At 44.9% G+C, this 13,795-nt stretch carries 11 protein-coding genes; 7 read left to right on the forward strand and 4 right to left on the reverse strand.

Translation table 11 applies throughout. The features are described from left to right. Positions 1–135: 135 nt before the first annotated feature. On the forward strand, positions 136–1,032 hold the full coding sequence (locus WC615_RS06505; RefSeq protein ID WP_372977307.1) for a UbiA family prenyltransferase: 897 nt from the start codon (positions 136–138) through the stop codon (positions 1,030–1,032). Next, entirely contained in the window at positions 1,022–1,645 is a 624-nt protein-coding gene (locus WC615_RS06510; RefSeq protein WP_372977308.1) for a class I SAM-dependent methyltransferase, read from the forward strand. The genes WC615_RS06505 and WC615_RS06510 overlap by 11 nt, the downstream gene beginning before the upstream one ends. Before the next feature lie 168 nt (positions 1,646–1,813). On the opposite strand, the gene WC615_RS06515 is transcribed toward WC615_RS06510, so the two are convergent. The 3 genes from WC615_RS06515 to WC615_RS06525 all read right to left on the reverse strand — a co-directional run bounded on the left by WC615_RS06515 (position 1,814) and on the right by WC615_RS06525 (position 6,109). Beyond that, positions 1,814–2,500: a response regulator transcription factor gene (locus tag WC615_RS06515; protein ID WP_372977309.1), complete on the reverse strand. Its 687-nt coding sequence runs from the start codon at positions 2,498–2,500 to the stop codon at positions 1,814–1,816. 72 nt (positions 2,501–2,572) lie between these two features. Next, entirely contained in the window at positions 2,573–4,213 is a 1,641-nt protein-coding gene (locus WC615_RS06520) for a sensor histidine kinase (protein WP_372977310.1), read from the reverse strand. A gap of 6 nt (positions 4,214–4,219) precedes the next feature. Continuing rightward, entirely contained in the window at positions 4,220–6,109 is a 1,890-nt protein-coding gene (locus tag WC615_RS06525) for a prolyl oligopeptidase family serine peptidase (protein WP_372977311.1), read from the reverse strand. A 133-nt stretch (positions 6,110–6,242) separates the two neighbouring features. On the opposite strand from WC615_RS06525, the gene WC615_RS06530 reads away from it, so the two are divergent. From WC615_RS06530 to WC615_RS06550, 5 genes are all read left to right on the forward strand, one after another. Continuing rightward, entirely contained in the window at positions 6,243–8,054 is a 1,812-nt protein-coding gene (locus WC615_RS06530; protein ID WP_372977312.1) for a tetratricopeptide repeat protein, read from the forward strand. Between the two features lie 114 nt (positions 8,055–8,168). Then, entirely contained in the window at positions 8,169–8,474 is a 306-nt protein-coding gene (locus WC615_RS06535) for a DUF4286 family protein (RefSeq protein ID WP_372977313.1), read from the forward strand. Then, the gene (gene rfbC / locus WC615_RS06540; RefSeq protein WP_372977314.1) at positions 8,474–9,037 is read left to right on the forward strand and encodes a dTDP-4-dehydrorhamnose 3,5-epimerase; all 564 of its coding nucleotides are present in this window, start codon (positions 8,474–8,476) and stop codon (positions 9,035–9,037) included. The genes WC615_RS06535 and rfbC overlap by 1 nt, the downstream gene beginning before the upstream one ends. Before the next feature lie 183 nt (positions 9,038–9,220). Next, complete coding sequence (locus WC615_RS06545; protein WP_372977315.1) at positions 9,221–12,028, forward strand: outer membrane beta-barrel protein; 2,808 nt, start codon at positions 9,221–9,223, stop codon at positions 12,026–12,028. A 33-nt stretch (positions 12,029–12,061) separates the two neighbouring features. Continuing rightward, positions 12,062–12,838 carry a GLPGLI family protein gene (locus tag WC615_RS06550; protein ID WP_372977316.1) on the forward strand — a complete coding sequence of 259 codons (777 nt, stop codon included), beginning with the start codon at positions 12,062–12,064 and terminating at the stop codon, positions 12,836–12,838. A gap of 251 nt (positions 12,839–13,089) precedes the next feature. On the opposite strand, the gene WC615_RS06555 is transcribed toward WC615_RS06550, so the two are convergent. Further along, positions 13,090–13,795, reverse strand: a 706-nt coding sequence (locus WC615_RS06555) for a sugar phosphate isomerase/epimerase family protein (protein WP_372977317.1), incomplete at its 5' end; no start/stop codon positions are given.

A 13,795-nucleotide genomic window follows, 5' to 3' on the forward strand; every position in this document is an offset into this window, starting at 1 on the left:
CCGCCGTATTGATAAGTAGTTAGGCGGCCAGAGGCCTTATAATAACGGTCACCCGGCTGGAGCCAGGCGACTGCAGCAAACGATAAAAAATAATTGTTTATTTTTTATTCCTATTGCCGTATTTTAGCAAAACCGATGAAAAAAGCCTTCCAAAGCACGCTTGATTTTTTGCTTTTCAGTAACATCTTCATGTCGTTATGTGCGGTGGCACAGGCCTTGGTTACTTTTCACATTATCGGTTCAAAACCAGTTTATAGTGTTACCGGGTTGCTGTTCACCTCAACACTGGGCATCTATAATTTCAGCATACTACTTAGCAAACCCAGGCATCCCGAGAAATCGCCCTATAAACGTGTACGCTGGTTTTTTGCGCACTACAGGTTAATGGTAACCTTTACCATGATCTCGCTATTATCGCTTATCCCATTGTTCTTTCTACTGTCGATGGAATCGCGCATATTGCTCATATTTCTTTCTGTCCTTTCATTTTGTTATAGCCTGCCCATATTTAGTATAGGCGAGCAAAAGTTTGGGCTTCGCAATATACCCGGCTTAAAAACCTTCCTCATCGCTTTAGTGTGGACCATGAGCTGCGTACTGCTGCCCGTATTGGAGGCACAGGATCTGCACCTTGCAGATATCTCCATGCGGGATATTACCATCATGATAGCCAAGCGTTTCCTGTTTATATTCGCCCTTGCCATTCCCTTTGATATCCGCGACCTGTTTAGCGACCGCCAGGCCGGCCTTAAAACCATCCCGGTTGCCTGGGGCGAAAAGAATGCATATCTGTTTTGCCAGATGCTGCTCGCGGGTTATATTGTGCTGCTATTCCTTTTCAGGAACAATGGTTTTAGTCTGGATTTTTTTGGCCTTACTACCACCGCCATACTCATGGGCTGGCTGATATTTAAATCGAAATGGGAGAAGGACGAATACTACTATTTCCTTTATATGGATGGTGTATTGATACTGCAATACGTAATACTGGTAGGTTTCGGCCTTGTTTTCGGCAACAGCTATGCCGGCTAATTACGATAACTCGGCCTCCTTTTATGACAAGCTTTCGCGGCTGGTATTTGGCAAAGCCCTGGTTAACGCGCAAACCTGGCTTTTACCACTCATCCCTGAAAATGCCAAAGTATTAATAGTTGGCGGCGGTACTGGCTGGATACTGGAGGAGATAACCAAACTGCATCCAGGTGGTTTAAGCATTACCTACATAGAGATCTCGGCCAAAATGATGGCGCTTTCCCGCAAGCGAAACACCGGCGCAAACCAGGTTGAATTTATAAACAAAGCCGTTGAAGATGCTGGTTTAACCGCAGATTTTGATGTGGTAATAACCCCCTTTTTGTTTGATAATTTTACCGAAGATACCTTGCCCGGTGTATTTCAACACATCCACCAAACCTTAAAACCCGGCGGCCTGTGGTTAAATACCGATTTTCAACTTACCGGCAAATGGTGGCAATACCTGATGCTGAAAAGCATGCTACTGTTTTTTAAAGTGCTTTGCGGCGTACCCGCATGGCGATTGCCTGATGTAGGGAAACAGTTCAGTAAATTTGGATATGATGTTACTGAGGAGAAGAGATTCTTTGGGGATTTTGTGGTGACAAGACTATATAAAATCACACATTAAAATCCGTCATTGCGGGCGATAGCGCGGCAATCTCTGCCGTCGCTCGGCTCTTGCCGAGTGACTATTATTATAAGGCCTCCGGCCGCTTAACTATTACTCACTGCGGCGGGACGCCGCCTAATAGTCGTCACCCGGCAAGAGCCGGGCGACTGCAATTTTGTGTCTTTGCTAATAAACAAACTTATACCCAATACCCCTAACTGTTTGCAGGTAGGTTGGCGAATCGGGGTTGTTCTCTATCTTTTTACGCAGGCGAACAATGTGCATATCTAACGTGCGGGTGTTTACGTCAGCATTGTAGCCCCAAACCTCCATCATCAGTTCTTCGCGGTTTATAACCTTGTTTTTGTTTTTAAGGAAGTATAGCAGTATGCGGTTCTCTAAAATAGTAAGCTCGGTTTTACGGCCATCGCGTATCAGCAGGTGGGTGTTGGGCAGGTGCTCCATATTCCCAAACTTGTGCGATTCGGCCCGCTCGTTATTCAGCGAGAATTTGATCTTGCTGTCTATCATCGCTACCAGCACATCCATATTAAAGGGCTTGGTTATATAATCGCTCACACCAAAGTTGTAGGCGCCTATTTTATCAATATCCTGGGCTTTGGCGGTCATCATAATAACCAGCTTATCAAACCCTTTTTCGCGCAGGCTGCTGCATACTTCGCTGCCTTGTTTGCCGGGCAGCATCCAGTCAAGCAGTACAATATCTGGCTGCTCGGCCAGTATCATGCTTTCGGCTTCTTCGCCGTTGTTGCTTTCTAAAACTTTGTAGCCTTCACTTTGCAGGCGTTCGGCCACTAAAAACCTTAGGTTCTCATCGTCCTCAACCAGTGCTATTTTAATTTCTTTGTTCATCTAAAAAATTCTAAATCCTAAACTCTAAATCCTAAATCTGCACATCTGAGATCTGCATACCCGCACATCTATCTAATGCCCTAAAGGCAAGGTAACAATAAACGTCGACCCTACATTAAGCTTGCTGGTAACGTCTATTTCTCCGTCCATAAAGTTAACCAGTTCTTTACAAAAAGCAAGGCCCAGGCCTACGCTTCCATTTTGATTGTACTGGTTCTCTATGCGGTAAAACTTTTTAAACACATCACCCTGCTCATACCGGGCCATGCCTATGCCCTTATCGGCAAATGAAAATACAATATTGCGTTTTTCGGGCTTAATATTTATAAATAATTCTTTTTTACCCGGGTGCGAATATTTGTAGGCATTCTCCATCAAATTCTGGAACACACTCCCCAACAGTACCGGGTCGCTGTAAAACTTATTTACATTCTCAATATTAAAGTCAAGTTTAAAATCTGGATATTTTATCTTAAAGGTATCAATATACCCTTTCACAAATTGCTGCAGATTTATTTCCTCGCGCTTTACGGTAATAGAGCGGTTTTCCAACTGGGTAAAACTGAGTAGCTTGTTCATCAGGTCGTTCAGCTTGTCGGCCTCCTCATCCAGTATTTTACCGTAATGGCGGCGCTGTCGTTCGCTTAGTTCGGCATCCCCTTTAAGGTTCGAGCCCGCAATTTTTATAACACTCACCGGGGTTTTAAACTCGTGGGTAAAGTTGTTTATAAAATCGTACTGCAGCTTAAACACCTTTAGGTTAATGTTTAGGTTGCGGTATATAAGCCAGCTTATCAGCACCAAAAAAAAGTAAATAAGCAATACAATAGCGCATATAGGCAAAAACCGCCTGTCAATCTCTTTGGTAAGATGCTGGTTTGTTGAAATAAAATACAGCTTAAAGTTTGAGAAAGCGCCGGTTAACGCGGCCTCGGTTACTTTACGGCCATCTTCTATATCAAGCGGATCGTAAACTACGGGCTGTATGGTAACCTGCTGGTACAACTCGGGATGGGTGTTTTTAACTTTAAGCTGATGTGCATCCAGCAAAAAGGTAAGCATGTTTTGTTTATAAAAAGCTTTGGTATCCCCTTTTTTTAACAGCAACTGATAGATCCTGATATCCTCGCGGCGGGGGATGTTGAGGTAGCTTATTTTATCGGGCGTAACATTGTAAAAAGTACGGAATATCTCGTCCTGAGTGGGCAGGCGCGAGGTATCGGCTATGCTGATAAAGTTACTCAGCTTCAGCGCCATGTCTTTAAAATCACCATCATTTGCCCAAACAGAATCTTTATACCCCTTTACACTGCCATGCTTAGGCTTGTACTGGTAAACTGTTTTTACAGAGATGCCTTGTTTATTGGCAGGCTTTTTAGACGAGGGGTTACCAATCTGAATATCATAAAACAACACCTTGCGCACAAAGGGGTAGCTTTTAAAAACCGTAGCCGAATAGTTTGCCGCCGATGCCGAATCTAAGAAACCCTGGTAGGAGGTAATCTCGGGGATCTTTAACTGGAAGAAATCGTAATAAGGCTTAACCGTTTGATCAAGCACCTCTATCTTTTTAGAGGCAAATTCGTTTTCCACATACTTGGTGGTAAGGTTATACGATATAACGATCGCGATAACAAGGCTCACCGTTATCAGCACCAGGAATGCGGTTATCAGCGAAAAATTTTTGCGGTATAGATTTTTCTGCGCTTTCATAACAGGTTAGGGTTTAACCTGCATATTGTTGCTCAGGAAGGTTTCTATCTCGGCGTACATTTCCATACGGTTATGTTCGCTTTTAAAATAAGCGCGTTCGTTTTCTTTAAGGCGGTATATTACCGGCACGTTGCGTTTATTCAACTCGCGCACAAACTGGTTAAGCTCGCTGATATTGGCCCGCGGGTCTTTCGCGCCCTGGAATATCAGCAGCGGGCTTTTTATTTTATCGGTATGAAAAACCGGCGATATGGCCCGTAGGTGGTCGGCGTCTGTTTCGGGGTTGCCCACCATCTCGTAGGTCATTTTTAAATAGGGTTTAAAAAATGGCGGCGCATCTTTTAAGTAGGTGAAAAAGTTGATGAGCCCGTATTTAACAATCGCGCAATTATACATTTCGGGGTGGAATGACACACCGTACAAAGCCGAGAACCCGCCAAAACCACCGCCAAAAATGGCTATTTTTTTGGGGTTGGCTATTTTATTGGCTATAAGCCATTTTACGCCATCGGTAATATCCTGCTGTATTTTGCCACCTACCTGCTTAAAACCGGCCATACGAAATGCTTTACCATACCCGGCAGATCCACGGAAATTTACCTGGAACACGGCATAACCCCTGTTGGCCAAAAACTGTACCTCGGCATCATAATCCCATGAGTTACGCCCCCAGATCCCGTCGTGTGGCATCACTACAACCGGCAGGTTCCTTCTTTCCTTCCCTTGCGGGATGGTCAGATAGCCGTTTATCGTCATCCCGTCGCTGGCTTTAAACGATATGGGTTGCATATCGCAAAGCTCTTCGGGTTTTATTTCGGGGTTAATATCGGCAAGTTTAGTAAGCTTATCCCCGCCACGCTCATAGAGGTAGTACGAACCGGGGTTCTTATCGGTCGAGCTAACTATAATAAACTTATTCTCGGCGCTGTCTCGGTCAACAATATCTACGGCGTTGCCTTTTATCTTACCCGACAGGTTTTTGTAAAGTTTTGCTATATCATTATCCAAAAAATGTTTCTGTGGTTTGGCTTCTTCCCATCCCACAAGCTCTAAGCGGTGTTTGCCTTTTGAATAATCAACACCCAGTATATCGGCCTTATCACTGGCATAAACAACCTTTGCTTCTTTGCCGGTTTCGGCATTTATCTCTATAAGTGCGGTTTTATCGCGGTTAACGTTTGATAAGGCGTAAAAATCGTTCTTAACACCAGTAAAAGCAATCGGTTCTACCCTGTCGTTAAAATTATTTTTGATGATAGACTTAAACGGCGCCTTATCGTTTGCGCGGTACAGGATACTCTCGTTAACTCCGTCAGATACCTTAACCAGGCGGATGTTACCATTAGCATCAGGGTACCATTTGGTGATATTGCCGGGGTTTAGCAAATAAGGCTTCAGTTCGCCGGTTTTAACATTTAAGCGGTACACATCAAAGTTAACCGGGTCGCGCTTGTTCATGGCCACGGTTATTACATCGGGCTGCATACGGTTACGGTTCAGTATACGGATGCGCGCCTTCTCCAGGTTAACCAGGCTTTTCACCTTTAGTGTAGCCACATCAAGCGTATATATCCTGAATTCATCCACAGCGATAATATCCTGCGTAAAAACTATCTGATTATTAAACGTCCAGGAGTAATCGCGTACCGAGTAATCGGTAAAATTGGTTGCCATTTGCTCGGCGCCGGTAGCTAACGACCGTATGTATATATTTTGTTTATCTTTATAAGGCCTTAAATAAGAGATATATTTACCATCGGGCGAGATTTTGAAAAAGCTTTTCTCGGGTGTCTTAAAAAAGTCACTTACAGGTATTTGCCTTACTTGGTTTTGTTTGCAGGCGCAAAAAACAAGTATAAAAGCTATGAACAAAAATGATCTTAAACGACCCTGCATTTGGTTTATCCTAATTGTTAAGAGAGGTCAAATTAGTTAATTTAGTTAATGTTTATACAAATGTCACTACAATTTTACCCGCTTGCAACGTTACATATAATATATCCCCGCAAGGCTAAAATATAAAAAAAGAATGAAGCGATTATACGTGTTGGTACTGGTATTATTTATTTGCAGCACAAGGCTTTTAGCCCAAAATAACGATCTTTTACTTGCCCGCCAATACGCCGCAAACGGCGAACAGCAAAAGGCCCTTGATATATACCAAAAGTTGTTTAAGCAGGATAATGAAGCTTATTATCAACAATATCTCACCAGCCTGTTAACATTTAAGAAATTTGATGAGGCCGAAACCATCACTAAAAAAATGCTGCGCAAATACCCCGGCAATAATGAATACACCATTGCGCTTGGGTCTGTATACACCCAGCAGGGCAACACCGCCAAGGCCGATGCCTTGTATAACGACCTGATCAGGAACCTCCCTGCCGACCAGGGGGCTATTGCCAACATAGCCTCGCAGTTTTACCAGAGCGCCAACGCCGATTACGCCATTAAAATATTTTTACAGGGCCGTAAGCTGATCCATAATGATAATGCCTTTGCTTTTGAGCTGATAACCCTGTACCGTTACAAACGCGATAAAGCCGCCCTTACCGAAGAATACCTTACCTTTTTGCCCGCAAACCCTGTATTTTTAAGCCAGGCCGAAAGCACGCTGGCTACCGTTTACGAAGGCCCTGCGGATTATGATATGCTTAAAGTATCGTTACTTAAACGCATCCAGAAGGACCCGCAGCAAGTTGTTTACACCAACCTGCTTACCTGGCAGTTTTTGCAGCAAAAGGAGTTTGATATGGCGCTGAACCAGGCGCTGGCCTTAAGCCGCCGCCAAAATGATGACGGCAGTAACGTGTTTGAACTTTGCCGCACACTCGTAGCTAACGAGGCTTACGATGCCGCCATACGTGGGTACGAATACATTGTGAGCAAAGGCGATAAGGATAATCAGAATTACATATCTGCCAAAATTGAGCTCATCAACACCAAAAACCTGAAGGTAACAAACGGCCAGTATACCCAGGCCGACCTGCTGGGACTGGAAAAAGATTATACCGACCTGCTGAACGAACTTGGCCGCGGCCGGGGCACCGTGTTTGCAATGCAAAAGCTGGCCAATCTGCAAGCTTTTAAGCTGCATAAGCTAAAAGATGCACAGGCTTTGCTGGAGGCCGCCATTGCCATACAAGGTGTAAGGCCCGCCCTGCTGGCCGCTTGCAAGCTTGATCTGGGTGATATTTACCTGCTTAACAACCAACCCTGGGATGCCTCCCTGCTATACAGCCAGGTAGAAAAAGACAACACGGCCACCCCCATGGCGCAGGATGCCGCATTGCGCAATGCCAAGCTGGCCTACTATACAGGCGATTTTGACTGGGCCCGCCGGCAACTGAATATCCTGAAAGCGGCTACCACGCAGCTTATTGCTAACGATGCACTGAACCTGTCGTTGCTGATATCTGATAACCTGAATGCCGATAGCGCGGGTAAAGCGCTTAAAATTTACTCACGCGCCGATCTGCTGATATTTGCCGAACAACCCGCCAAAGCCATGCTTACGCTGGATAGCATCGACAAAAAATACCCGGGCAACGCACTCGAAGCAGATATACTAATGGCCAAAGCACGCATTATGATACAGCAAAAGAATTTTACCAATGCCGTAACCATATTAAAAGAGATTGTTGAAAAACACTCATTTGACCTGTGGGCCGATGATGCTGTTTACATGCTGGGCGATATTTACGAAACCAAACTAAACGATGCCAACCAGGCCAAAACTTACTACCAGAAGATCATTACCGATTACCCCGGCAGCCTCTGGATAAACGATGCCCGTAAACGCTTCAGGCTGTTACGGGGCGATAAGAATGATGCGAGTTAGATTATTGGCTCTCCCGATAGCTATCGGGATGTCCATTAGCTCATTGGTAACATAGGTTCTCTAATCGGTGAAATCAGACTTCAATCTGTGTAATCAAAATAGTACTTTTGCGGCATGATTGTATATAACGACACCGTAATTTTAGATGATACTGTTGAGCAGGAATGGTTAGCCTGGATAAAAGAGGTACACATCCCTGCAATTATGGCTACCGGCTGCTTCAGCTCGTACCGTTTGCTTACCATTATCGATTCGCCAAACGATGGTATCACCTACTGCCTGCAGTTTAACGCCGATACCATTGAACAATTCCAGGATTATTACCGTACCCACCTGTTTAAATTCCAGGAGATACACCAGCTACAATTTAACGAACGCTTTGTATTATTTAATACATTAATGAAAACGGTTGACGAATAATGACGATTACCGAAACCCTTATACCCGGCGTACTGATATTTGACCCCAAAGTTTTTAACGACGACCGCGGCTACTTTTTTGAAAGCTACAGTAAAAAGGTTTTTAACGATGCCGGCATCGATGCCGATTTTGTGCAGGACAACCAATCCCTGTCGCAAAAAAATACAATCAGGGGCCTGCATGCGCAGGCACCACCATATGCCCAGGGCAAACTGGTAAGGGTTTTACAAGGCGCTGTATTAGATGTTGCGGTTGATGTACGCAAAGGTTCGCCTACTTATGGCAGGCATGTATCGGTAGAACTTACCGCCAAAAACCACAGGCAACTTTGGATACCGCCGGGTTGTGTACACGGCTTTTTAACTTTAGTTGACGATACCATTTTTGCCTACAAAGTAAGCGGCGGGCTTTATAATAAGGCATCAGAAATTGGCCTGGCCTGGAACGACCCCGAACTGGCTATTGGCTGGGGCATAGCCGAAAAAGATGCTATACTTTCTGCTAAAGATCAGGAACTTCCGGGTCTTTCCTCTTTCAACAGCCCCTTCATTTATACACGCTGATCATATATAAAGCCTTTTTTAACGGGTTAGTGTGGCCCGGCGTGTTTTAAATTTTATTGTTGTTAATAAGTAACAATAGTGTGACTATGCCACTCTAAAGGCATATTTAACACTTTTTAACATGCCCCGCCTTTTTATTACTAAACTTTTAGTTATATCTTGGCTCCACAATAAACCCTAAGTATGAAATTCACAATTACAGCACTGGTATTACTATGCCTGTGCTCTTTTTCTACCTTTGCACAAAATTCTTATTCGGTTAAAGGGGCGTCGGTTGATAGCGTTGCCAACATTAAGCTGGTAAACACCTCTATCAGCGTACTAAACGCAAAAGATTCTACCCTGCGCAAATTTACCAGGGCCGCTGCAAATGGCTCATTCACTATAAATGGCCTGGGTAAAGGCAAGTTTATATTACTGGTAACCTACCCCGGTTATGCCGATTACGTAGAAAACTTTACTTTAGATTCTGCTAAAACCACCCACAATGTTGGCAATATCAACATGAACCTAAAATCGAGGTTATTGAACGAGGTGCTTATAAAAGGCACCGTTGCTGCCATAAAAATAAAAGGCGATACTACCGAGTTTAACGCCAAAGCATACACCATACAACCAAACTCCAAGGTTGAGGATTTGCTGAAACAATTGCCCGGTATACAGGTGGATAAGGATGGTAAAATAACCGCGCAGGGCCAAACCGTACAAAAGGTACTGGTTGATGGCGAAGAGTTTTTTGGCGATGACCCTACGCTGGTTACCAAAAACATTCGCGGCGATATGGTTGATAAGGTGCAGCTTTACGACAAAAAAAGCGACCAGGCCGCCTTTACCGGTATTGACGATGGGCAGAAAACCAAAACCATTAACATTAAGCTAAAAGAGGATAAAAAGAACGGCTACTTTGGTAAGCTGGATGCCGGCATTGGTACAGATGGCTACTACCAGGGGCAGGGGCTTTATAACAAGTTTAAGGGTAAAAAGAAATTCAGTGTTTACGGCACCGTTGGCAACACAGGTAAAACAGGCCTTGGCTGGCAGGATAATAATAAATTGGGCACCGGCGGGGGGATACAGTTTGGTGATGATGGCAACGCTTTTTTTGACGGTGGCAGCAACGATGGCGGCCTCGACTCTTTTAACGGCATGTATGACAAGCAAGGTATCCCTAAGGCTTACACCGGCGGTGTGCACTACGATAATAAATGGAATAACGATAAAAACAGCCTTAATACCAATTACAAAGCAGGCTCATTAGAGGTTGATGGCACCCGCAATAACAAACAGCAGCAAAACCTGCCCGGCGACTCAACCAATATCATCAAAAGCAATACCGACCAAACCTTTAATAACTACATGTTCAGGCAAAAACTGGATGCAACGTATACCGTTAAGCTTGATACCACATCAACCTTAAAAGTATCTGTTGATGGTACTATAAAAAACAGCGATACCCACACTACCAGCAATGCCGAAAGCCGCCGGATAGACAGCACACTGATCAACACCAACAGCCGTACACTGAGCAATAAGGTAGATCAGCAATTGTTCAATGCATCGGCATTGTACACAAAAAAACTGAAGAAAACCGGCCGTACCCTATCGCTTAATGTAATTGCCGGTGTTACCGAAAGCAAAGCGCGCGGTTTCCTGAAATCAGACCTGGAAATATTTAACACCGACGGTACGCCAAAAAGCAGCGAAATTGTTGACCAGTTAAAAACCGACAACACCAAAACATCGCGGTTTAGTTCCAATTTAACCTATACCGAGCCTCTCTCTAAGGCATTATCGGTTATCTTTAACTACGGGTTCAGCACAAATAATAGCAACGCGGATAGGAAATCGTTCGACCAATCGGCACCCGGTAACTATAACCTGCTGAACGACTCGTTAAGTAACCATTACGTTTTCGATCAAACATCAAACCAGGGCGGTATCAACTTTAACTATAAAAAAGGCAAAAGCACCCTGCGCTTTGGTACACGCGTAGCCAATATAGATTATAAACAGGTTGACGAGATAACCGGTCTATCGGGCCACCGTAACTTTACCAACTGGAGCCCGCAGGCAAATTTTCAGTATAAAATATCTAACTACAGCGGCTTAAACTTTGGCTACTACGGTAACCAAACCCAACCAACTATTGATCAGTTACAACCCATCCGCGTAAATACCGACCCGGTGAACCAAACTATTGGTAACCCTAACCTAAAACCATCCTTCACCAACGGGTTTTATGGTTACTATAACATGTATAAAGTTATCAGCGATCAATCCATCTGGTTAAACGGTAGTTATAACTTTACCACCAACCCTATTGTAAGCAATGTGGTTACCGATAAAGAAGGCAGGAGCATTATACAGTCGGTAAACCTTAACGATAAGCAGCAATCCAACTATAACTTTGGTTTGGATATGAGCCGAAAACTAAGCGTTATAGGCCTTAACATTAATGCAAGGCTAAATACCGGAGGTAACATTTATTACAGCATGGTAAATAACGAGCTTAACAAAACCAAATCAAACACTTATGGTGGTACCATTGGCCTGTCAAAATACAAAGAGAAAAAATACACCATATACATAAGCGGCGGGCCTAATTATACCGTTGGCCAGGCTTCGTTACAGCCCGATAGAAACAACAACGGCCGTGGTTTTAACGCCGACTACTACCTGAGTATTTTCCTGCCGGGTAAAATTGAAATAGGCAGTGATGGCCAATACCAGTACACCGCCGCTACACAATCATTTGATAACGCTTTCCGCCAAACCATTATCAACGCCCGTATAAGCAGAGCGTTTTTTAAAGGCGACAATTTAAAGGCATCAATAAGCGGCAACGATTTACTAAACCAAAACCAGGGCTTTACCCGCAGCGCATCAAGCAACCTGATCACCGAGAACCGTTACACTACCATCCGCAGGTATTTTATGCTATCGGTAACATGGGATTTTAACGGCATGGGCGGCGGCGCTCCAAAAAAATAAGTTAAGGATATATAAATAAAGACATATCAAGCAATGAAGAAGCACCTGTTAACATTATTTACCTGCATGTTTGCAAGCAGCCTGCTGTTTGCCCAAAACACGCATTTCACCACATCGGGTACCATCGAGTTCGAGAAAAAAGTGAACATGTACGGCGTTATTAAAAAGGTAATAAACAAGGATAACGAAAGCTGGTACGCCCCCGCTTTTGAATCGTACAAGAAAAACAACCCGCAGTTTAAAATCCTTAAAAGCACGTTAACCTTTGGCGGCAACAAAACCCTGTATTCCCCGGTTGTGGAAGATGCGCCGCCATCAAACAGCTGGTTTAGCGATATGCCACTGGCCCAGCAAATAAACACGGTTTATACCGACCTGAACACCAACTACAGCATCACCGGTAAAAAGGTGTTCGACGAGGGTTTTTTGATGAAGGATAGCACCCGTAAGATCACCTGGAAAATTACCGACGAAACCCGCGAAATTGCCGGTTACATGTGCCGCCGCGCCAACGCCGTGGTAATGGATTCTATATACGTAGTGGCCTTTTACAGCGAAGAGATCCCGGTATCGGGCGGCCCCGAATCATTCACCGGGTTGCCGGGTATGATACTTGGCCTTGCCCTGCCGCACGAGAACGTTACCTGGTTTGCCACCAAGGTTACCGACCTGCCCGTAGCCGAAGCATCGTTAAAAGTACCGGCAAAAGGCAAGGTTGTTACCTACCAGGGCCTTAAAACCACCCTCGGCAAAGCCATGGAAGGTTGGGGCGAATACGGCAAGAAGTTTTTTAAGATATACCTTTTGTAGAGTCAGGACGAGAAGAGTCAAGAATCAAGACAAAAAGAAAAGCCTGTATAGTTTGTTACCGTACAGGCTTTTTTGTGTGGTGTCCGTCCGTCCGCAGGAACGGGTATGGCGGGCGGGGCGCGGACGCCTATTTAAAGCTCCCTCCCTGGGGAGGCGCGCGATGGATTGTGTAGTGGCAGGGAGGGGTTTAGCCAACTATGCAACATGTTTAACCCCTCCCTAACCCTCCCAAGGGAGGGAACTATAATTTATTACACAAGCTTCAACCCTTTCAGATACGCCGCGTTCTTCTGCGCGCTTTGCAGCGGGGTTTCGTGGTAAAAACGGCTTTGCTCTACAAAAAAGTAACGCATACCGTTATCCTGCCCAACACTGATAAACTTTTTGAAATCGATGATGCCCTCGCCCATATCGCAGGCGGACTCTTCCTTGCTGCCTGCGGGGAGGCGTTTCTTAAGTACATCGCGCATGTGGGCCAGTTTAAAGCGGCCTTTGTGTTTGGTGATGTAGGCGTATGGGTCGGCGCCCTCGGTTACGGTGTAGTATACATCCATCTGGAAGTCTACCAGCTCCTTATCCGTACCGGCAAGCAGCACGTCGATAGGTAGTTGTCCGTTTACGGGTTTGTACGGGTAATCGTGCGGGTGGTAGCCAAACCTGAGGCCGTGCTTTTTGCAGATGGCACCACGCTTGTTAAAATCATCCGCAAAGGTTTTAAAGGTTTCGATAGATTTTTGCGGGCCGAGCCATGGGCATACCAGGTACTTCATACCTACCTCTGCCGCCTGCGCTGCCAGTTTATCAAACTCGGGCAGGGTGCATGGGTTGTAGTGGGTGCTTACCAGGTTAAGGCCAAAGCCGGTGGCAATCTTTTTAAACTCGGTATTGGTTTTGCCCCAAAAGATGCCCTTATCGCTGCCGTAGCTTTCTATCTGGGTGTAGCCCATTGCGCCAAGC

It is taken from the genome of Mucilaginibacter sp., from assembly GCF_041663085.1.
In the GTDB taxonomy this organism is placed as follows: domain Bacteria; phylum Bacteroidota; class Bacteroidia; order Sphingobacteriales; family Sphingobacteriaceae; genus Mucilaginibacter.

What these genes read in the sequence shown, in the direction of transcription:
- WC615_RS06505 (WP_372977307.1), top strand. Translation starts at nt 136, where the DNA reads ATGAAAAAAGCCTTCCAAAGCACGCTTGATTTTTTGCTTTTCAGTAAC.
- WC615_RS06510 (WP_372977308.1), top strand. Translation starts at nt 1,022, where the DNA reads ATGCCGGCTAATTACGATAACTCGGCCTCCTTTTATGACAAGCTTTCG.
- WC615_RS06515 (WP_372977309.1), bottom strand. Translation starts at nt 2,500, where the DNA reads ATGAACAAAGAAATTAAAATAGCACTGGTTGAGGACGATGAGAACCTA.
- WC615_RS06520 (WP_372977310.1), bottom strand. Translation starts at nt 4,213, where the DNA reads ATGAAAGCGCAGAAAAATCTATACCGCAAAAATTTTTCGCTGATAACC.
- WC615_RS06525 (WP_372977311.1), bottom strand. Translation starts at nt 6,109, where the DNA reads ATGCAGGGTCGTTTAAGATCATTTTTGTTCATAGCTTTTATACTTGTT.
- WC615_RS06530 (WP_372977312.1), top strand. Translation starts at nt 6,243, where the DNA reads ATGAAGCGATTATACGTGTTGGTACTGGTATTATTTATTTGCAGCACA.
- WC615_RS06535 (WP_372977313.1), top strand. Translation starts at nt 8,169, where the DNA reads ATGATTGTATATAACGACACCGTAATTTTAGATGATACTGTTGAGCAG.
- rfbC (WP_372977314.1), top strand. Translation starts at nt 8,474, where the DNA reads ATGACGATTACCGAAACCCTTATACCCGGCGTACTGATATTTGACCCC.
- WC615_RS06545 (WP_372977315.1), top strand. Translation starts at nt 9,221, where the DNA reads ATGAAATTCACAATTACAGCACTGGTATTACTATGCCTGTGCTCTTTT.
- WC615_RS06550 (WP_372977316.1), top strand. Translation starts at nt 12,062, where the DNA reads ATGAAGAAGCACCTGTTAACATTATTTACCTGCATGTTTGCAAGCAGC.